Raw genomic sequence first — 22,495 nt, 5'->3', positions numbered from 1 at the left:
GGACATTGAGAAATTGACTTTATTATAGGAAAAACAGGAAAAGATAATTACAATTTAATTACTTTTACTGAGCGATTAACTAGATACGGAATCATCATAAAATATCAAGGAAAAAATCCATGAAATGTAGGAAAAGCTATTTGAAATGCTATAAAAGAATATCGATTAAATGTAAAAAGCATCACTTGTGATAACGGTTTTGAATTCTCTAAATTATTCTATCTAGCATACAGGTTGCATATATTTGTTTATCGTGCTGATCCGTATGCCTCTTTCCAAAAAGGTGGAAACGAAAATTTCAATGGACTTGTACGAAGATATTTTCCTAAAAGAACAAATTTTAATAAGATTTCTGATGAAAAAATATTAGAAATTCAAAATGAAATAAACTTTATGCCAAGAGAAATTAATGAATGACAATCAGCCGATGAGTTATTTTTCAATTGGAACTATTATAAGGATAAGTGAGTTCCTATACCACAAGAAGAAAAATATTTTATAAGGTCAAATCTTAAAAGGACTAGCAACAAATCGAAAAACAAATTTTTTAAAGATAAATATTAAACATGAATTAGAGGGTACGAAAAATATCTGACTTAGGCCAGATATTTTTGTGTTGCACTGGAGATTACACTCCAGAAGACTGGAGTGCTCCAGCCTTTTTGTATACCTTATTATTTATTCTTGAAAATGTATGTTAGGATTCCACCTAAGAAAATTAATGCACCGAATATTAAAAGACATGTTCATCATGGGAAAGCTTCTTTATTTTCTACAACATTAATCATTGCTAAGGTTTGTAATACTTTTGGAGCATCTTTGAAATCTTGTGAGTTAAAGATATTGTGTAATTCTTTAACTGCATTAGATGAAGACTCAGCTACTTTAACATCGTTAAAGTAATTGTTTTGGACTAATAATTTAGCAAAGTTAGATATGTTTGTATTACTTGTTAATGATGACATAGCTTTTTGGAATGCTTCTTCATTTCTATTTTCGAGAGCAGAAGCTAATTTAAATATAAGTTTAGCATCATTTAAAGTTTGAGCAAATTTTGTATCTGCTTCTGTAATTAATGTTGACATTTCGCTACTACGTGCTGTTTCTACTATGTGGGTATTTAACTTGCTTGCTAAATTATGTTTTGCATCTAAGAACGCAAATTTCTTAGTAGCATTTGTCTTTAAGAATGCTTGATAAACATCATTTAATTCCGCTAACACTTTAGTTGTATTATTTAAAGTATTTAAATCAGAATAAATATTATCATTTAAACCAATTAATTGTTTAATATCATTTTCAATAGTATTGGTGTAAGTCATAGTTTTAATTGCATCAGCAATTTTATCTTCAACAACTTTTCAATTATTCATTAGGTTATTGTAGTTGGTTTCAGAATTTTGTTTAGCTGCAACAGCTTCTGCATAACTCATTGAATTATTATAAGTATTTAATGCATTTTCTTGATATTGATCTGATGTATGTAACATATTTGTCTCAACTCAACTTGTGAATTCTTTAATTCTTTGACCTATAGAATTTGTGAACACTTTGTCTGAGAAATGTGAAAGGTCATCAACTAAGCTATCAATTCCGGATGTAGCACTATTTAAAGTATCCATTTCTTCTTGAGTTAAGTATTTATTGTTATTAGCAATTATGTTAAGTTGATTTTCAAAACTTGTTACTAATTCACGTAAATGAGTAAGCATTGCATTTGGAGCATTAAAGAATTTATTAGATGTTAATAAATTATTGTAATTATCTAATTTTTCTTGCATTGGATTTATAAAGTTAGTTTTTGCTGTTTCATTATCTGTAACATTCTTAATGATATTTTGAACAAGAGTGTTTGTTTGAGTCATAAGTTCGTTAACCGATGCAGCAGTATTATCTTTATAGATAATTCCTTTTTCTAAATCAACAAGCTTATCGATAATTTCTTGATTTGCTTTTAAAGTATTTAAAGAATCCAAGTTGCAAAATCCAAAATTTAGATCTTTAAGTAATTCTTTATTTTCATTATTAGCTTTTATTAAATCAAACATAGCATTATTTAGATTTTGAGCAGCAGTAGTAATATTATTCATATCTTTACCACTATAGCTGTTTTCAATTTCTTCTACAAATTTATCTATTTGAGCTTTATTAAGTTCTTGATCAAGGTACTTCATTATCATAATAAATTGTTCTCTAGAAGATTCGATTCAACTTTTGGCATTATCAATTTTTGTTTTAAAGCTAGATAATTTTTTAATTTGATCTAAAACTTGTTGATCTGTATATCCAACATTAAGTTTAGAATCTATAACCATTTGATTATTAATTTCTTCTAATTCTTTTTCTTTAGCAGTTAAATTACTATTTAAAACATTTGAAGATTCTTTTACATTAAGATCGAATTCATTAATTGCATTTACAAGTGTTTCAGCATCTTTGTTTAATTTTATAACTGAATTTAAGTTTTGGCTTACTTCCTCAGTAGTTCTGCTTAATTTAAGATTTTCTAATAATTGATTCTTAAGGTTATCACTTAAGTAAGAAAAATCATTAATTTTTTCACTAGCTTTCTTTATAGCATCTTGTGTTTCTTCGTATTGTTGTTTTGCTTGGTTTAAAGATACAGCTTGATCTAAAGCATTTTGTACAGCAGGGACTGTTGTAGCTATTTGAACAAGTCCTATAAATGATTGCATGCCTTCTTCAGATAAATATGTAAGTTTTTTAATAGAACTTATTGCATTATCTTTTGCTTTTTGCAATTCTTCATTTGCTTTATTTTGCTCGATTGCTTGTTTTAAAATTTCGCTAACTTGTTCAACAGATTTTGCTGTTCATAAATTATTGATGAAATTTTGTTTTTCATAATTAGATAAGTGTTCTAAAGCATTTATTTTATTTTGAGCATCACTTGCAGCATTAAAGACTTTTTCTGCATTCTTATTAGCTTCTTCTGCTTTTGCAAGAACATCTTGGATGGTTTGAGAATCTTGAGCATTATTTATTTCACCTTGATAAATAGATAAAAATTCTCCTATATATGTCATATCATTAAGTTTTTGTAATGCAGCAGCTTTTTCATTAGCCAATTTTATAGCTGCATCATTAACTTTTTGAGCTTCTTTAACAATATTATTAATTTCAGTTTCGTTTGATGCTTGGTTAACTTGTGAAATATATGACTGAATTTGATCTTGAGTTAGTCCAGACATATTTCCAATTGTCTCTGATGCATTATTCTTTTGATTATTCAAATCTTCAATAGCTGTATTAAGAGCTGTAGCCTTTCTTACAACTTCTCCCACGCCTTCAGGAGTTGTTGCTTCATTAACTTGTTCAATATAACCTTTCTTTTGTTCTTCAGTTAATAGTGTTAATTCATTAATTGCGTTAGCTGCATCTTGCTTATCATCTGATAATTCTTTATTAAATGTATTTTCGTTTGTAGCTTTAGTTACAATTGGATCTATTTGACTTATATCTGTTGCACCATTTATTTGTGATATGTATTCATTTCTTTTGTCTTCAGTTAATGAAGTTAGACTATTAATAGTAGTAATAGCCTCTTGTTTTTTGTTAGCTAATTCTTGAGCAGTTGTATTTGCTTCTGTTGCAGTATTAACAATTTCATCAATATCAGCAGAATTATTTTGATTGCTTATTTGTTTTTTAAAGTCTGCTCTTTGTTCTTCACCTAGTGATGTTAAAGCATCAATCTTCTTATCAGCTTCAGTTTTCTTATTAGCTAATTCATTTGCAGAATTAGTAGATGTTGCTTCAGCTACGATTGGATCTATATCTTCCTTATTAGCTGCAGCATCAATTTTATCTGTGTATGTTTTTCTTTGTTCAGGAGTTAGAGACATTAATCCATTAACAGTTTTCTTAGCTTCGTTTTTCTTATCTGCTAATTCTTTTGCAGTTGTATTCGCTGCTGTTGCAGTATTTACAATTTGATCAATGTCAGTAAGATTATTTTGATTGTTTATTTGTTCTTTATAGTCTGCTCTTTGTTCTTCACTTAATGATGTTAAACTATCGATTTTAGCATTAGCATCTTGTTTTTTATCAGCTAGTGCTTTATTAGAAGTATTTTTTTCTTTAGCATTATTTACAATTGGATCTATTTGGTTTATATCTGTAGCACCATTTATTTGTGATACATAATCAGATTTTTCACCATCAGTTAATGAGCCTAATTCTTTAATTGTTTCAGTTGCTTCTTTCTTTTTAGTTGCTAATTTTTCAGCAACTGAATTTTCTTCTTTGGCTTGATTTACTAGAGTTTCAACAGTACCCTTATCATTTGCTTTATTAATTTTTTCTTTATAATCTTGTTTTTGTTCTTCTGATAACGAAGTTAATCCACCTATAGTTTCATTTGCGGATTGTTTTTTATCAGACAATTCTTTATTAGATGTATTTTCAGCTGTAGCTTTATTTACTATAGCTTGAACAGCATTTTCGTTTTCAGCTTGCTCAATTTCTTGTGTATATGAAACTTTTTTATCTTGAGGAAGATTTTGTAAGTTTGAAATATTTGTTTTAGCTACTGATTTTGCTTCTGCTAAATTCTTTGCTGTTTCATTTTGATTTTGAGCTTCTTGAAGAACATTTTCAACTGTTTGAGTATCTAGTGCTTCATTTATATTTTTTGTAAAGTTAGTTACTTGATCCTTAGACAAGTATGATAAATTTTTAAGCTCTTTGATAGCATTTTCTTTAGCTGTAGCTAATTGTTGAGCTTGAGTATTAGCTTCTTTGGCTTCCTTTAAAACTTCATCAACTTTTTGAGTGTTATCTGCTTCATTAATTTTAGAAACATAAGCATTTCTTTGTTCTGATGTTAAAGCTTGTAAGCCATTTATTTCGCTTGTTGCTTCTTGTTTTTTATTAGCTAGGGCTTTTGCTGTTTCATTAGCAGAATTTGCAGCTGTTTTTATAGGCTCTAAATTATCTTTATTATTAACTTGTTTAATTTGGTCAATATAAGTGTTTTTTTGTTCTGGGGATAAATATTCCAATCCGTTAATATATGATGTAGCTGCTTCTTTAGCCTTGTTTAAAATTATTTCTTCATTAGCTTTTTCGGCAGTAGCTTTTACTTCATTGATTTTTTCAACATCTTCTAAAGAAGCAACTTGTTTTAGATATTCATCTTTTTGTGTTTTTTCTAATTCACTTAATTGATTAATTGCATTTGTGGCATCTTCTTTTGCACTAGTTAAATTTTGATTTCCATTTAAATGTTCAATAGCTTTATTAAGTTCTGTTAAGTTTCCTTGAATATTCGTCAAATCATTTTGTACTATCAACGAATCCCCATCTGCATCTTCAATAGGTCATGGGGATTCTTCCATATAAGATCTATTAATATTGTATTCTAAGCTTTTAAGGACTCTATTAAAATTTGATTTATTTGGTTTTGCAGATGCTTGAGTATAATTTACAGTTTTTTGAATTTCTTTTGCTCTTTTTACGAGTTCTTGAGCTTTTTGTAAAAGATCAAAGTAATCATGTAATTCTTTTAGTTTTTTAGAATCAGAAGATATTTCACCAAGATACTTTTTATATTTGTCTTTTACTACTTCTGAATCTCCAGTAGAATTATCAATTTGATTTGTAATAGTTTTTGAGATTTGTTCTTTACCATCAAGTTTTTCTTGAGCAACTGTAAGTTTTGTGATAAGTTCATTAATTTGTTGTTCTGTGTCAGAATTACCATCACCATTAATAACTTTTGAGGCTTCATCTAAAATATTAGAAAAATTATCCTTGATCGGGTCAGAAGGTTCATTTGTAGCTTCAGTATAGTTAATTGTTCCTAATTCTTTTTTAGCTTTTTCAATAGTATCTCTTAAAACAGTCATCGTTTCATTAAGTTGACCTGCTTGATTCATAGTGTTATAAAGACTATAGATATTTTGTAAGATAACATCATCATTAGCAATTTTATCAGTTGTATTATTAGAATATTCATTTACTTTTGAATCAAGTGAATTGTCTTGGGTAGTTGTCAATGATTTATAGTATTTTTCTCGAATTTCACGAATATACTTACCTACATTCTCATTCATTATAACAAGTAAATCTAGTACAAAACTTTGTGCTTCTTCAGCTGTGAATGTATTATTAGCTATTTTTGCAGCAAATGCTTTTTCAAATGCATCTGATTTTGCTTCATAATCTGTCATCATATGTTCACGTAAAAAAGTACCTACTTCTGGATTTTTTGTAATTTCAACTAGTTTATTTATTTGAAAATTCATGTAGTAATTATCATATGCGACATCATAGTTTCTGATAACATAGTTTGATATTCAATTTTCTAAATATTTAAAAAGAATTTCTTCTGATGCTACCTTTCCAAACCCGTTTTCTGCAGCTAATTTAAAATATTGTTCTTTAGTATCGAAATTGGCATCACTTAATTTTTTTATAAGTTTATAGACAGAATCAATGTAACCATTAGATTTGTTTAAATTTTCTAATGATTTAACATTTCGATTATTAGGATCATGTTTTTGAAAAGGATAGTTGTTTTCTATTAAATAATGATAAATACTTGTAAATGAGTTTTTTAGCTTTTCAGTCAAGTCCTTTAAAGCCACAATTTTTTGCTTAAATTCAATTAATTCATTGTTATTTTCGCTTTGTGCACTAACAACTGGCAATAAAGGTAATACAGCTATGCTTGGTAGAGTAATTAATGTTTTTAAAATTTTGGATTTTTTCATATTTTTCCCCTTAAAATAGGATTATTCCTTAATTTCTATATATAAATGATATTATTTTCTAAAAGTTTTTTATATATTTTAAATATTTTTTATATATTTTATGGAAATTATGTGGTAAAAATATCGACCCCCAATAAATGTAGCTATATAAGTTTTCTCATTAAAACTTCTTTTTAATAATTTTATTTTCTCTCGCCTTTTGCAATCAGTTTAACCCTTAAGCATTTTGATAAAGCCATTATATATCCATGATAATTATGCATTATAAAAAGTTCACTATTTACTTAAGAAATAGTGAACTGAAATATAGTTATTTTTATAATTTATTTTGTTAATAAAGAGAAGTTTAATTTTATTTTCTATACATTACCATTTTTAGATAAATTTTGAGCCATATAAATTAGATAATTTGCATTTAATAAATAATTTACAGGTACTTTTCTATTTGATATTTTGTCTACCATAGATGGGCCATTAAATAAATCATAATATTCTTCAGCAGGGTTTTCTGAGTAATATAGGGCATCAATAGTGAAAATTATTCTTGATGCGTATTGTTTTATTGTTTCAGTTAATGTTGAAAGCATAATTTTCTTACCTGTTTGATCAGGACTTTTCTCAAATAATGTATCAATAATTAAAGATCTTAAATTCATTAATTTCATCTTAATGTACATATTTTTATCATCTTTTTTTATCTCTTCTAATTCATATTTAATTAAAACATCATAGTTTTGTTTGTTTTTTCTTGCAACTAGTTGCAGTGATTTAGTAGGTCTGTTTGCAGAAGAAGTTTTATCTGTAATAGCATCTGATGTAGTTGTATCTTTAGGTTTATTTGTGTCAGAATCAGAAGCTGTTGCATTTTCTTCATAAAGTGTTGATTTAATAGGAGCAAAATATATTCTTTTATCTGGTGTTGATAACTTATCTATAACAAAGTCTTTTTCAACACTTTTTGAAGGATCTTCTTTTGAAGTTAATTTAATTTTTAATGAAACAGAAGACTTAAATTGAGGTGCAGAAAATGAAAGAAATTGTGAAGGTGGGATAATTTCAAATTTAGGTTTAATGCTTCCTTCCACCACTGAAAAATCAAGCATTTCATCATTATATCCAGTAGCAATGATATCAGATTCCTTAACTAATGAAGGGAATGGTGCTTTCTTTGCAGCATCTAATTTAGTACTTAATTTAATATCATTTATGCTTGCTGCTAATATTTCGTCAATTGTTTGAACAGATTTCTCATCCTTAAAGCCTTCTAATTCTTTAACAACTGTAATTTTAGCTCCACTTTTTACAACAGTAATTGTTAAAGTAGCTTCTAATGTAGTATTAACTGCTTTTGGTCTAAATGATTCTACATCCACTGTATATAATTTTTGTACAGCCTCATCAGCATTACTAATTACTTTTATTTGTTCTTTTGTTAGTTCGCTAATTTTAATGTGTTCTTTATTATCTACTTGAATTGAAAGCCCTTTGATAAATGCTTCTCTTTTTGATTGCTCTAGCAATTCCATAAGATCGTCTTTACTAATATTAAAACCTTCTATATCATTAAATTTTTTAGTTTCTGATAATAATTTAGGCTTGTCTTTAGCAAACAGTTGAACTTCAAGATTAATTACATATTTTGAACCATCTTTAAGTTTCTTTTCTACATTTACTACAGTAAATCCATATTTATCGTTTTCGAATCCAGAATCAACGACTTCAATCTTTTTAGCTAATTCAGCTTTGTCCATTTCCTTGATTTGATCTGCAGTGTACTTAATTTTATCTTTAATATCAAGGTGTTGAAGTCCTTGGATTTTTGCATCTAAATTAGCTTTTAATTGTACATCATCTTTTGGAGAGACAACATTAGAATCCCCCCCGTTATGTCCTTTATCATTTGTATGATTATTACCATTATTATTTGATCCACCTTGAGGTCCTTGAGTACCTTGGCTTCCTTGGTTATCGTTTTTATTATCAGTCTTATCATTTGTACTTGGTTGCGTCTCATTAGGATTTTCTTTACTATTACAACTAATTGCCATTATAGGAGTTGATGCTATTGTAAGGCCACTAATTGTTAATAATATTGATTTTAATTTCATAACATGTTTCCTTTCTTATTTAGATTATTTAAAATTATTTATAAATTCCTTTTCTTCACTCATCTAACTCATCTGGTGTGGCTAAAATGTAGTGATCTTTATTTACTTTAATTCATTGTGGTTGTTTTAAAGATGTATATCCATGAATTGCAGGATCATAAGTATAACCAATTAAACTTCCTTTTTCACCTTCGATTGATGGAACTGCATCTAATAATGATTTTGTATAAGGGTGAAGTGAATGGTTCATAATTTCTTCTGTAGAACCAATTTCTAATAATCTACCCTTATTCATAACTGCGATACGGTCAGAAATATATTCAACCATACGTAAGTCGTGAGCAATAAATAAAATAGTTAGGTTGTATTTTTCTTTAAGTTCGTTAAAGATGTTTACAACTTGGGCTTGGATTGAAACGTCAAGCGCTGAAATAGGTTCATCGGCAATAAGTAATGCAGGACGAACAACTACAGCACGTGAAATCCCAATACGTTGTTGTTGCCCTCCTGAAAATTCAAGTGGGTAACGTTTAAGTACTGAATCATCTAGTCCAACTGATTTTAAGATATCTCTAACTAGGATTCTTTTACATTCAACTTCGCTAAGTTTATTTAATTCTTCTCTATGTTCTTTAGCTTTTAATAAATATTCATAAGCTTCTACTAATTCTGGATATGCAGCTAACATATTTGCAAAGTTTACATATAAAGCCTCAAATGCTACCATTTCATTTAAAGCAATATCAGCTGCTAATTGTTGTTTAAACTCACCGTAAAAAGTAGGATAAGATTCTTTATTTAGTCATTTTGTGTAAATTTCTTTTTCAACATCTTGGTCAATGTTAAATAAGTAAATTTCTTTTGCACTCTTAAGGTTTGTTAACCCTTCAGATACGACTGATTCAACATTAATATGTGGGTTAAGTGAGTTAGCTGGATCTTGGAAAATCATTTGCACTTTATTAACCATAAAGTTTTCAATTTCACGATATTCCTTTAGTTTTTTTCCAAATTTAAATCCACGTACCATTTTTTTAGGAATAACTTTATCAAAAATCTTAATTTCACCAAAACTATGTGGTGTAAGACCAATAATTGCTCTTCCTATAGTACTTTTACCTGAACCAGATTCTCCAACTAATCCAAGAACTTCACCACGATAAATATTCATATTCATATCAGTTACAGCTCTAAAAGCTTTTGAACCTACACCGTAGGTAATATCAACGTTTCTAAGTGTAGCAAGTAATGTTTTATCTTTTGGAACTTCTAACATCCCTTCAACACCTGGTGTGTTGAAACGAATGTATTTGCGTTTGAAGAAAAGAAATTTTCTTTTAGTTTCAATATAAGGTTTTTGTGCCATTATTATTTAGACTGTGCTAAAAACTCCTTTCATAACTTTTGAATATGTTTTGGTGGTTGATATTCTGGAGCACGTTCATCAAGAAGTGCTGATTTAACTCTATGGGTTTCTGATAAGTAGTAGAATTTAGGTTCTTCTTGGAAGTCTATACCTAGTGCATAGTCATTTCTAACTGCAAAGGCATCTCCAACAATATTATTTAAGTTAGAAGGAACTGAACCTCTAATTGTTGCAAGTCTATCACCTCTGTTAACATCAGGCATACTTAAAATTAATCCTCATGTATAAGGGTGTTGTGGGTACTGTAAAATTTCTTTAGCTGTACCTTCTTCAATAATTTGACCTGCATACATAATTGAAATGAAGTCACTAATTGAAGCTACAACCCCTAAGTCGTGGGTAATAAATACAATTGAAAGATTTAGTTTCTTTTGTAAATCTTGAATAACATCTAATACTAAGGCTTGAACTGTTGGATCAAGCGCTGTTGTAGGTTCATCCATTACAAGGATTTTAGGTTCTAAAGCAACAATAGCTGCTATAACAACCCGTTGAATCATACCCCCTGACATTTCGTGAGGGTAAAGTTTCATAACTCCTTCAGGATCTGAAATTTTTGTTAGTTTTAAGAATTCTACAGCTCTAGCGTAGGCTTCTTTTTTATTTTTAACAACTTTATTTATCAACATACCTTCAATAATTTGTTTTCCAACTTTCATTGTAGGATTTAGTGTTGACATAGGGTTTTGGAAGACAGCTGAAACTACTCTTCCACGGTAGTGAGATTTTTCTCAATCTCTGAATGTAAATTTCTCTACATTATTATTGTAAAGTTTAACTTCTCCACTGTCGATAACTGCATTATCACCAGTTAATCCGTAAAGAAGTGATGTGATAACTGATTTACCTGAACCAGATTCACCAATAATAGCATGAACCTTACCTTCATAAATTTGAAGTGATGGACCACGAAGAACTTTGTTCTTTTCGCCTGGTTTAGATGGGTTTGTGAATGATAATTCTACATTATCAATTTCTGCTGCAATTTTAACTTTTTCACCATTTGGTAAAACTTTATATTGCACGTTCTTTTCAAATTCTTCTCAATCAAATAAATTGTTTTTAGATGAAAGGAATGAAAATTTGTTTGCAAAATATACTGTAATTTTACGTCATACTTTGTGTGCTCAAGATTTCTTAGCTGATTTTTCTTCTGTAACAGAATTTTGTTCAGTATTTAAATTTTCTTGCTCGTTTGATAAATTTTGATTATTATTCATCTTTATCCTATCTTTGTCTTCTTAATGAGTCTTGAACTGTAGCCCCAATAAGTTGAACACTTGTTGTAATTAAAATTAAGAATGTTGCAGGAACAAATACGTATCTTAAGAAATCAGGGAATAATTTTTGACCATCTGATATTAAGTTTCCTAATGTAGGAACATCTTCGATTGCAAGTCCAATGAATGCAAGTGATGTTTCAGATAGCACAACTCCAGGAATTGTGAACACAAGTTGTGTGATTAAGATAGGTAAAATTACAGGTATATAGTTTTTAAGGATTTTTCAAGTAGGAGTTCCTAAGATTTTAGAAGCTGATACTCATTCAAAGTATTTAGCACGTTTTACTTGCGCTCTGATTTGGTTAGCCATACCAGTTCAAGAAGTTAATGAAAGTGAGAACACTATAACTCAGAAACTAGGTGAAATAATAATGGTCATTAAAATCAAGATGATAATTGTAGGCACAATTGAAATAACCTTAATAATGAAAGTCATTATTTTGTCAAACATTTCAAATTGTCCCATCATAATTCCGATTGTCAGTCCGATTACAACTTCAATTGCTGTAACAACGAAGGCTAAAGCAATTGAATAACGAAGCCCTCATCATAACCTTGCTCAATAATCTCTCCCAAGATCATCAGTTCCAAAGAAGTGATATACATTGTTTGAGTCAGTTGAGTTAAAAGTTAATGATTTAGAAGTAATGTTTGTAAGTGTAGGATCTTGAGTTGTGAATGGAATAATGATTGCAAGTAAGATTAATGTAACTAATGTAACAAATCCGAATACTCCAGCAAAAGAACGTGAGAATCTGTTGATAAATTCTTTGAAAGCTTTAGTTTCTGAACCCATATGCATATCATTTTCGAAATCCATGATTTTTCCAACCAATTTTCAACTTTGATAGTTAAATGGTTGTGCAATTGGGTTAGGTGCTGAAAGATCTTTCATGTTTTCTTCATTTTGTTTTCCTAATGAAGAACGATATCTTATGTTATCTGCCCATTTAGCGAAGAAGGCTTTAGCTTTAGAAGGCTTTTTTTCTTGATTTTGTTCTAAATCTTTTTTCATTCTAAGCTCCTCTTCTTCTGATTCTTGGGTCGATTGCTTCATATAAGATATCACGGAATGCATATGAAAGCACTGTTAAGAACGCAAACATAACAATTAAGAATAAGATAACGTTATAGTCTTTAGTTTGAATTGCTTGTAGTAAGGTATCCCCTGATCCGGGAATTAGGAAGATTTGTTCAATAAAGATACTTCCGATAAATGATCCGAAGATAACAGCAGGGAAGAAAGTTGCGATTGGGAAAAGTGCAGGTTTTAAAGCATGTTTTCAAACAAATCTATTTTTTGATACACCTTTTAAGTAAGCAAATTTAGCATGTACAGAGTTTAATTCTCTATTAAGTTCTGTACGGATATATTTAATATAAACAATAATACTTCCTAGTGACAAGGCTAATCCAGGCAAGATAAAGGTTGCAAAGTTAGTGTGGTCGAATACATAAGGAATACCGAGTTCACGACCTAAAAAGACTAGCACTAAGGCAAAAATAATTGATGGTACTGATGAGAAAATACTTACGATGATTGTTGAAATGTTATCAACTCAACCACCAGGGTTTTTACCAATTCAAATACCAAGAGGAATCCCAATTCCTACTGTAAGAACAACTGAGAAAATACCAACTAAGAATGATTTATAAAATCTATCTCAAATAAAGGTATTAATCTCTTGTCCAGGGAATAAGGATAGTGAGATACCAAAGTTACCAGTAAATAAACCTCTTAGATAATTGAAGTATCTTTGGATTAAAGGTAAATTTAGTCCATATTTTTCTTCAACACCTTTTCTTGAAGCTTCATCTAGCCCTTGAGTTAAAGGGTTTTCTCCAGGAACTGAGTTTATAAGGAAGAATGTAATAGAAATAACAATAAGCCCGATGATAAAGAATTCTAAAATAATTTTAAAGACTCTTCAAAATGTTTTTAAGAACGGAGAATCAATTGAAATTAACTTTTGCATTAAAGTTAAATCATTGCTTCTCTTGTTTTTGAAAGAAACTTTTGCACTGCTTAAATCATAAGTCTGATTTTGATACTTGATTTTCTGCATATTCTATCCTTCCTTAGTTGTTGGTAGACCATTTCTTGGTGGTCTTGTCATATCGTAGGCATATTGAAGTGAGAATCTGAATAATGAATCTACTCCTCCAACTTTTGTTACTTCTCAGTTTGTATCAACTTCCATTAGTGGTACAACGATTGATGCATCTCTTATAACTTTTTCTAAAGCACCGATAAATTGATATACCACACTTTGTTCTCAGTTATCTTTTACTTCTTCATCACTGAAGTTTCCTGTAAAGAATGATGAAAGTCTTGATGTGTAATTAAATTGTGATTCTTCAAATTTAGGTAAAGCAAGCTCGATAAATTTATTTCAGAATTTAGGGGCTTTTCTTACTTCTTGATTTTCTTCACCTGTGTTAAAGATATTATCTTGGTTGAACTCAAGTCTTTCTTGAGTTTCATTTGTTATATTAGCGATATCTTCAATAGATTTTCAAGTTGGTAAGAAGAGGTTGAAAGCTGAATTAATTCTTGCTTGTCTCTTATTAGCTTTTCCTTTATCGCTATCACCAGCATTATCTGCTAGCATTAAGTATTCTGTTAAGTATTTAATGTATTGTTTTGAATATCTATTCTTAATTTCTGGTTGTTTAGCTGCAACAGCTTTAGTTAATTTATCTAAATATAAATCATTGAATGAAAGAATTTTGCTTGAGGAATTGCTATTTAAAGCAATTTCGAAAGCTTCTTTCATTTCAGCATCTGCAAGTATTGTAGCTTTTACTAATTCAATATCGTTTGATAGTAGGCTTAAACGTGACACATTAGGATCTTGTTTTTGTAGTTGTTCTAATACTAAATCAGAAACATAGTCTGCATAAGTAAATGATCCAACTGGGTTTTCTTTGAAAGCAATTGTTTTTTGGTTAATTGTATCAACTTCATCTTTCTTAAAGAACGCCATAACATAGTCTTGTGCACCATTTCCACCAATTCTATCGTAGTTTTGGTAGATAATGTCGTATTCACCTTTTTCAATGAAGCTGGCAAAAATGTTTTCTGGTAAACTCTTAAGTTCGATTTCAACAAATCCACCAAAAGCTCTGTTCATAGCTTCTTTTAAGTATGATCCAGCTTTCTTTTGTTCATCTTGTCCGTTATTTAAGAATTGTAATGTTACCTTCTTAAGTCCAGGGTGTTTTGCTTTGAAACGATTAATGTAGAACTCAGCTGTAGGAATATCGTAAGCTAAATCTCTACGTTTTGTTTTTTCAAAGTTGAATCCTTTGGCCATGTGAACAACGTACTCATAGTTTTGTAATGGGAATTCTTTATTATTCTTAGCTTTTGCTTTAGCACCTTCAAAGAACATTTCAAGGTTCTTACCATCAAATGTTTTGTATTGCCCGTAAGCTGTTCAAGTATTTACTGGGAATGAGAAATCTCAACCAACAAATTTTAAAGCATCATCACGGTTAATTGCATAGTACATTGCATTTCTTAAGTCTTGATCTTGAAGGTAACTATCACCATTTGTTTCTTGGTCTAAGTTAAATCCAAAAGCAATTGTTCCAAAACCTTGGTTTTTGTTTAAGTATTTCTTGATGTTTTCATCAGCTCAATATGCAGTCATTTTTGAAGCAGGAATATATGTTTGAGAGATGTATCCATCTTCAAAGAATAAAGCATTTGTATTTTTATTTGTTGAAAATAGAATTCTTATTTTGTTAGAGATTGTATTTTCGGCATCAAAATATTCTTTATTTTTAACAAGATTGATGTATCCGTTAGGTCCTAAAAGAATTCCATCACTACCTTTAGGGATGATAAATGGTCCTGTAGTTAAGAATTTATCAGGTTCTGATCCGTATTTATCAATACCACCACCTTCTGTTTCAACATACTTACGGTTAATTGGTAATAAGTTAGATAAGATTGTGAATAGTAAGTATGATGTATCAGGTGTGTGGTTTTCATCAAATATTAAAGTGAATGAATTTTGATCTTGTGATAAAGATTTGATGTGTCCTTTTAAGTTAGATGATTCAAATCTTTGGTATGGATTTACATAAATGTTTTTTACTAATTTAAGTTTCTTAACTTTGTTGTTTTTATTTAAGTATTTAAATTCTTGAACTTCTGCATCAACATCAAAATCAGGATTTAAATATAAGTATTTAGCAACAAATTCATTGTCGTAGTCTAAGAATAATTGTCCTGTGTAAAATCCAAATTCCATAGCAGCTTGCTTAATTGCTGCAACCTCTTTTGTATCCAAAGGATTTCCTTGAGCATCTCTTGTTTGAGATTGAAATACTTTATCTTCAGGATCTTGGATATATCTACCTAATTCTTTATCGTAAACATATTTACGACGTCCGAATGGATTCTTGTATGTCTTATTAAACTTAGATAAATAATCTTTTTGAGCATCGATGAATTTATCAGCAGCTCTGAAACCATATTTTTTAATAGTATCTAACTTTTGAGATCCTGTGTTTAAATCAAGGATGTATTCAAAATAATCTCTAATATCTTGAGCATTGATAATATCACCATTAGATCATTTATTTTTCTTATTATTCACAAATCCAGTTACAGCCATGTAGTTGTTTGTATTTCTTGGATTTCTAAAAGCGTAAACAGTAGATTTTACAGTAGGTTGACCTGCAGCTGAATCATCAGCAAGTCCACCAACAGTGTTAAATTGATCAATTGAATAATATGAACCTGTAATTCCTTTAGTTCCATTATCTTCGCTTAAACGATCAGCATTTTCTGTAATGTATTTTTCAAAGTTAGCTGATGTTTTATCTTGTGGAGTTTCCATCATAACAAAGTTGTAACTTCTTTTTGCAGGAAGAACTCTTTTTAAACTTGTTGAAGGTCCATTTTTAAGGAAACTATCTACAAGTGATGGAACAATTTTATCCATTGACTTGTATTTAATGTAGTTCAAGTTATTAATTGGTTCAGTTGCTAAACCTAAGTCATAGTCAACTTTAATTGATTGTGTTTTTGAACATGATGTTGCAACAGCTACAACTCCTAAAGGAGCTGATGCTAGCAATAAATATTTTGATAGGTTTTTAAATTTCTTAGTCATCATTCTCCTTTCTTAGTGTGATATGTTGAATTGGAAGTCAACACTGATGATTGTTTTACCTGTAGGTTCAAGAACTTCTTGACCATCTTTTGTAACACTTTTTACTTCTGGAATAATCTTAATTGGTGATTGTTGAGCAGCTTTGGCATTTTCAGATATTGCATCAACATTTCCTAATGTAACTGGTTGAATTGCAACTTGTTTTTCATCTGCAAATTCAACATAATATCTATGTTTAGGTTTTAATAAGGCATCTCTATATTTAGCCATTAAGGTATAGTCTGATAATCATGATGTGTAACCATAATCTTCAATTGTTTTCTTAGTTGTTACATCACCTTGTTTTTGTAATCAGAAGATGTTATTTGTTTTATTTGTGTTAATCTTTAAGAATTTTTCTTCTTTAGTATCAACATCTGTGAATTTAATGTATTTTGCTCTTTGTGCAAGATCAAGAGGAATGTATCCGTACATCGCTAGAGCATCGAGTTCTTTATTTCTAAATAATCCAGAAATCGTTCTCTTTGAAACTCCGTAGTTTAATAATTGTGAAATGAAGAAAGCTTCAGGACGATTTGTAATTCTGTTACCTTCAAAGTCTTTTAGTCTGATATTTTCATCAACAATTGGATTACGTTCTGTATCGTATAATTCCATTTTAATTGTTTCTTTTTCGAATCTATCCTTGAAGAAACCATTACTATTTGAAATGAATTTTCCAAAATAGTTTGAATTAATAAATGAATCTGTGCTATAGAACTTCTTACCACTTATTTCACCGAAGTATTTAGCTTTAGAAGCTACAATTGTATTGATTTTTTCAGAAGTTAAGGCTATATATCTATTTTGTTTTGCTTCAAGGAATTCTTTATAGATTTTTCATTCTGGTTCAGAAGGGTCGATAGCTTCTAATACAGCTTTTGCTTCTTCCATTAATCTCTTAGCTTCTGCTATTTCTTTATTAATTCTGATTTCGAATGAAACATTCTCGTTATAGTATTGATCATATTTAGAAGCTTCAATAGCAGCTTTTAATCCTTTAGCAATATCTTGAGCATTATTTAATTTATCTCTAAGTGAATTTAATTTAGTTCCATCAACAACATAATCTAATCCAGTGATTGCTTCGCTTAATCCTGATAAATAATCTGGTGTATTTCCAAAATCATTTGTATTAGGAGAGTAAACTGTTTGCACATAATCTCTCGTTAAGGTTTCAGCTATACTGTAGATATAGTCAGTGAATTTATCATTTAATAATGGTTCAACTCTTGTGTCGTTATAGTTTTTAACATCACTAGAAGGTTCCCCAGATGAGAATCCACCTCAATTTAAATTAAATAATGAAGCATCATTTGGGTTTGTAAAGATTCCATGGTTTTTTCATAATAAGTTGTTTCCAACTAATGATAAGAAATCATTAAAACTTAAATATTTAGCTGAATCACCTAAATTTTGATCTTTAAGCATTGAATTAATAAAATCTTGTAATTTAGCAACATCAAAAACTAATTCTTTTGTTTCAGTTGATTTTGTTGCATCTTCAGCATAGTATTTATTAAATGTGTCGTTTAAGACAGGAACACCATATAATTTTGAAAATACAGCACGATTTTCTACTAATTGAGTAGCAGGTGAGAAATCTACAACACTTAATACAAGATTTGAATGTCTGAATCTATACATAGCATAGTTTGCTAAAGCTTGGTTTTTAGCTTGTGATAATTCAGGAGCATTTGTAATTTCTTTTCTTAAGTCTGATGTTTTTGAATCTGTATCTTTTTTAGCTATTTCATTCATTGCATTAAGATCAAATTTACTTTGCACATAATCGATATCTCAATTATATGTTCCAGTTTCAGCATCATATTTAGCTTTAGAATAATCCATTGATCCAAATGTTAATAAATCAAACACATTTTTAGCTCTAATACTTGGTTTTGTTTGAGTATTGTCAGCATTGAAGATATTTATAACATTTACTTTATTTGTTCCTGGGTTTACAGCAGATAATAATAATCTATCGTTTTCAGTAACATGTGTTGAAAATGGATTTATAGTGATTCCTCTAATCTTATCATCAAAGTCACTTCTCTTTAATTGGAATGCTCTATCTAGAACTTCATTTGAGTTAACAATTGAACCATTGCTATCGAAGTATCCTAAGAATGTATCATATTCACCTTTTAAGTTTCCTGTGTTAGGAACTTGTACATATCTATAAGGAGCAATACCAGTTGCTTCTAGGAATGTAAATGCAAAGTTCTTGCTTCATCTAGCTTTTGTATCATTTCCATCATATCTAGATGCAAGATTACTAATATTATTTGCAAATGGATCACGGAAGTTAGTTAATGTGCTTAGAACGTAATTTCCATCCATAAATGGAAGAATAAATTTGTTAGCAGTTAAAGCTGTATCACCATCATTTTTAAATGTTACAACAGGATCAATTAGTCCATCTCTAGCTACCAATGCAGCTGATTGAGATAATTTACCATTAATGAAATTGTTATAGTATCTAGCTATAGATGTTACTTCATTATGAGCACCTAAGTTGTTTATAACAAAATATGTATTTGCTTCACGTTTTTTAGCACCATCTTCTCAATTTCTGATGATGTAAGCATTGTATCTTGGATCTATTTCAGTTTCATTGCCTCTAGCTTCAAGTCCTTTAAGAATTGAAGATAAATCAGTACTTTCTTCAAAAATAGCAGTTAAGAAGAAATCAATTTTTCCACCAATTCTAGTTCCACTTGTATTTCAACCAGAATCATACATATTCTTACGTATAGTAGCAGCGATTGAATCTTCGATAACTTTTGCTTGCCCTCTTAAATATGTTAAGCTTTCTTCATCTAATTCAACACCTAGAGGAACTTGGATGACTGGTTTGCCATCTTTCTTGAACATATTGATTTTTCTTACGATTTTTGGATTCTTTTCATCTAATTCGTAGATTTTAACATTAAAGTGATCATCATCAATGAATGTTACTATATCACTTAATGGTTTTCCTGAACCATCTTTCATTTGAGAAATAATATCACGAGCAGAAATTGGTACTAATTTATAGTCGTAGTTTCCACTAGCATCTTGAAGTTTCTTAAATACTTTACCAATACCTGAAATTTCAGGGTTAAGTGTTCCTGAATCAGCATCAAATGAGTTAGCAATAAATAAATCACCTAAAGCAACACCTCTTTCTTTAGCAGCCTTTACCATTCCAGCAAAATCTTGTAAGAAACGACGTTTTGTATTTTTTAAGATATTGTAAATATCATCACTTGATTTATTTGTTCCTCAAATATCAGCTAAAGCTTCAGTTTCGTATTTTGGTTTTCCATCAATTTTAACTACATGACCATTTTCATCAATGATTCCAAATCTGAAACGTATGAACTTACCATTTTCAGTAGGTTGGTTGTTAGCATTAACTCTAATTACTTCAATATTTGTTCTAGCTTCTAAATAGTTAACTAAGGCTTCATATGAGTAATATGAAGATTCGTTAGCTCCACCTCTTGTTGAAAGACCTCCAACAATAATTGGGTTTTTATCATTAATTCAAGCTTGACCTTGATCTAGAGTATAGTGGTGTCCATATTCGTGAGTTGCAACATATTTTAAGAAATCTGTAGGCACACCTTTAAATCCTGGGATTAAGGCTCCTAAAACTAAAGGAAGTCCAATTCTATCTCCAGGTGTAAGTCCTCTATAGTCACCATCTTCTAATTTGTATTCATAAACACCATTATCGTTAACACTTTTTACAATGTGAGGTCCACTTAATTTTCTTAATAAGTGTGGGTATTTAGCTGTTATTTTATCAAGTAATCCATTATATGCTTCTGTGTATACTTGGTATTTTCTAGCAGCAAGACCTTTAATTTGTTGTCCGTTAGCATCTTGTAATGTTTTATCCTCTGGTGTATAGAATAAAGTTACAGGATCTATAGAGCCTAGATATCCGATTGCATCTTTGAATTGATCAAAACCTTCTGGTTTGAAATTATTTGCTTTACTTGCTGAAAAATCTAGATATAGCTTTTTACCTGTTTCAGCATTTTCTAAAGTAATTTCTAATGAATGCAAGTTATATTGAGGAATATTTGTGATATTTGTTTCTTTTATAAAGTATTTTTGAACTAAGCTACTTTGTTTTACATAATTATCACCTAATTGAGGAAGATTGTTGATTGCCTCAAGGAATGAAGGGAAGAATTGCATTTCATCCCCGTTGTTAGGTTTGTAAACATAAAGTGTATCGTGTTTAGAAACATATGAATCAATATCATAGAAATCAAGGAAGCTCTTAATTTTGCTATTAGCTACTTGTTTAAATAACTTGTAAGATTCAAATGATCTTCCTTGGAAGAGACTTGAATTAACTATAGTTGTGTATTTATTAGATAACTTTTCAATATTTTTCAAGCTTGCTAATGTTGTTTTAATAATTGTAGTTACTTCTTCTTTTGTTAGAGAAGATTCTATATGTGAATTTAAGTCTTTTCTTGTTGAATCAGCTTTTGCTAAAACATCCTTGAATTTAATGAATAACTCATTTAATTCTTCTAATAACGAATCTTCTGTATCTGTAGCAGCTTCAGAATCTGCTTTAGCGCCTTTTGCATTAGGCATTCCTAATTGTTTCTTTAATGAATTTAAAGTTTCATTTAATTTTTTAATTTCTGCTCTTGTTTGTACTAAATCCATTTTAGGAGCATTAAGATATTTGAATGTAATGCTTAATGGTTTATCTTCATTTGATGTTGGAACATCAGAATTTTTATCAATTGCAGTTTGAAGTTTTGCTTCAACAATTTCAACATCTTGTAATTGGCTAAATTCTGCATTAGCTAATTCATCTGCATATTTATTTTTTAATTCTGCAAATTGTTCTTCAGTTACATCAAAAGGAAGGTAAAGAGTTTGATCTCTTAACGGGAATTTTAATTCTGATGATGAATTGTCAAAAAGTACTTTAAATTTTTCACCATTTAATTTACTTGTGTTTAATATTTCTTTGTAACTATCTGTTAGTTGTTGGTTTTTAACAGCAGAAGCATACGGGATATTTTTTAAGTATTCATCTAAAACATCTTTAGATACTTCACTGCTAAAAGTTTGATAAGTTAGAGCATCGGGTGCATTACCTCTTCCACCAAGTGATGAATAAATAGGCAATGAACCAAAGAATGCATCTGGGAAGAATTTAATTTCACTTACTTCCTTGTGTAATGTAGAGTGAGAACCTAAAGTAATAGCGTTACCATTTTGTTCAACCCCAGGCACAATTCTGAATGAATCAAGTGTAAGAAGGTCTGGTCCTCATGCTACATTTTTAATAAACCAATTTGAAAATTCAATAAATTGTTCAGGATGTACAGCTAAAACATACTCATTGTAAAAGCTAAATGAGCCATATTTTACTTCAAGTACGAACGCTTCATTGTATTTTTCAAAATATGCATTAAAGAAATCAGTGAAACTGTATTTTTTCTCAGGTGCATCAACAAATGAATATTGACTAGCATCTTCAGAAATATTAGCTACCTTAGTTTTCTTTTGAGGATCTAAGATTGCTAATTCAGGTTTTAGATTTCCTTCAGCATCATATATTTTTGCATAGTCATTATTGAATAGCATTTTATTAGCAGGAGATGTGGGCCCTAACTTTTCGTCAGAGTTTTCAGCATAAGCAACCATTGAACCGATTGCAACACCAGCTCCAGCTGATAAAATTGCTAATGATAATAAAACTTTTTTCTTTAATGATCAATCTTTAATCATGTTCACATCCTTTTCT

Annotated in this window: 9 protein-coding genes; 1 reads left to right on the top strand and 8 read right to left on the bottom strand. The window is 29.7% G+C overall.

Going from position 1 to position 22,495, the window contains the following annotated elements; translation table 4 throughout:
- Positions 1 to 564 (top strand): IS30 family transposase (locus ACX1M8_RS01655; protein ID WP_458836658.1); only part of this gene is annotated, 564 nt, incomplete at its 5' end.
- 110 nt (positions 565 to 674) lie between these two features.
- Here ACX1M8_RS01655 and ACX1M8_RS01650 read toward each other — a convergent pair.
- The 8 genes from ACX1M8_RS01650 to ACX1M8_RS01615 form a co-directional block, all read right to left on the bottom strand.
- A complete protein-coding gene (locus ACX1M8_RS01650; protein ID WP_458836657.1) occupies positions 675 to 6,737 on the bottom strand; it encodes a rhoptry family protein in 6,063 nt (2,020 codons plus the stop codon).
- A 359-nt stretch (positions 6,738 to 7,096) separates the two neighbouring features.
- Positions 7,097 to 8,845 carry a hypothetical protein gene (locus tag ACX1M8_RS01645; protein ID WP_458836656.1) on the bottom strand — a complete coding sequence of 583 codons (1,749 nt, stop codon included), beginning with the start codon at positions 8,843 to 8,845 and terminating at the stop codon, positions 7,097 to 7,099.
- Positions 8,846 to 8,879: 34 nt separating this feature from the next.
- Complete coding sequence (locus ACX1M8_RS01640; RefSeq protein ID WP_458835703.1) at positions 8,880 to 10,211, bottom strand: ABC transporter ATP-binding protein; 1,332 nt, start codon at positions 10,209 to 10,211, stop codon at positions 8,880 to 8,882.
- A 2-nt stretch (positions 10,212 to 10,213) separates the two neighbouring features.
- Positions 10,214 to 11,491, bottom strand: coding sequence for an ABC transporter ATP-binding protein (locus ACX1M8_RS01635; RefSeq protein ID WP_458616709.1), 1,278 nt, complete (start codon positions 11,489 to 11,491; stop codon positions 10,214 to 10,216).
- 7 nt (positions 11,492 to 11,498) lie between these two features.
- On the bottom strand, positions 11,499 to 12,611 hold the full coding sequence (locus tag ACX1M8_RS01630) for an ABC transporter permease (protein ID WP_458616707.1): 1,113 nt from the start codon (positions 12,609 to 12,611) through the stop codon (positions 11,499 to 11,501).
- The gene (locus tag ACX1M8_RS01625; RefSeq protein ID WP_458616704.1) at positions 12,571 to 13,620 is read right to left on the bottom strand and encodes an ABC transporter permease; all 1,050 of its coding nucleotides are present in this window, start codon (positions 13,618 to 13,620) and stop codon (positions 12,571 to 12,573) included. Before ACX1M8_RS01625 ends, ACX1M8_RS01630 begins: the two co-directional genes overlap by 41 nt.
- A gap of 3 nt (positions 13,621 to 13,623) precedes the next feature.
- Positions 13,624 to 16,683, bottom strand: coding sequence for an ABC transporter substrate-binding protein (locus ACX1M8_RS01620; protein ID WP_458836655.1), 3,060 nt, complete (start codon positions 16,681 to 16,683; stop codon positions 13,624 to 13,626).
- A 12-nt stretch (positions 16,684 to 16,695) separates the two neighbouring features.
- Positions 16,696 to 22,479, bottom strand: coding sequence for a PDxFFG protein (locus ACX1M8_RS01615; protein WP_458836654.1), 5,784 nt, complete (start codon positions 22,477 to 22,479; stop codon positions 16,696 to 16,698).
- Between the last annotated feature and the right edge of the window lie 16 nt (positions 22,480 to 22,495).

The organism is Mycoplasma tracheobuteonis, assembly GCF_054456995.1.
Note: the sequence above shows the minus strand (reverse complement) of the source record. Positions and strands in the feature narration are given on the sequence as shown.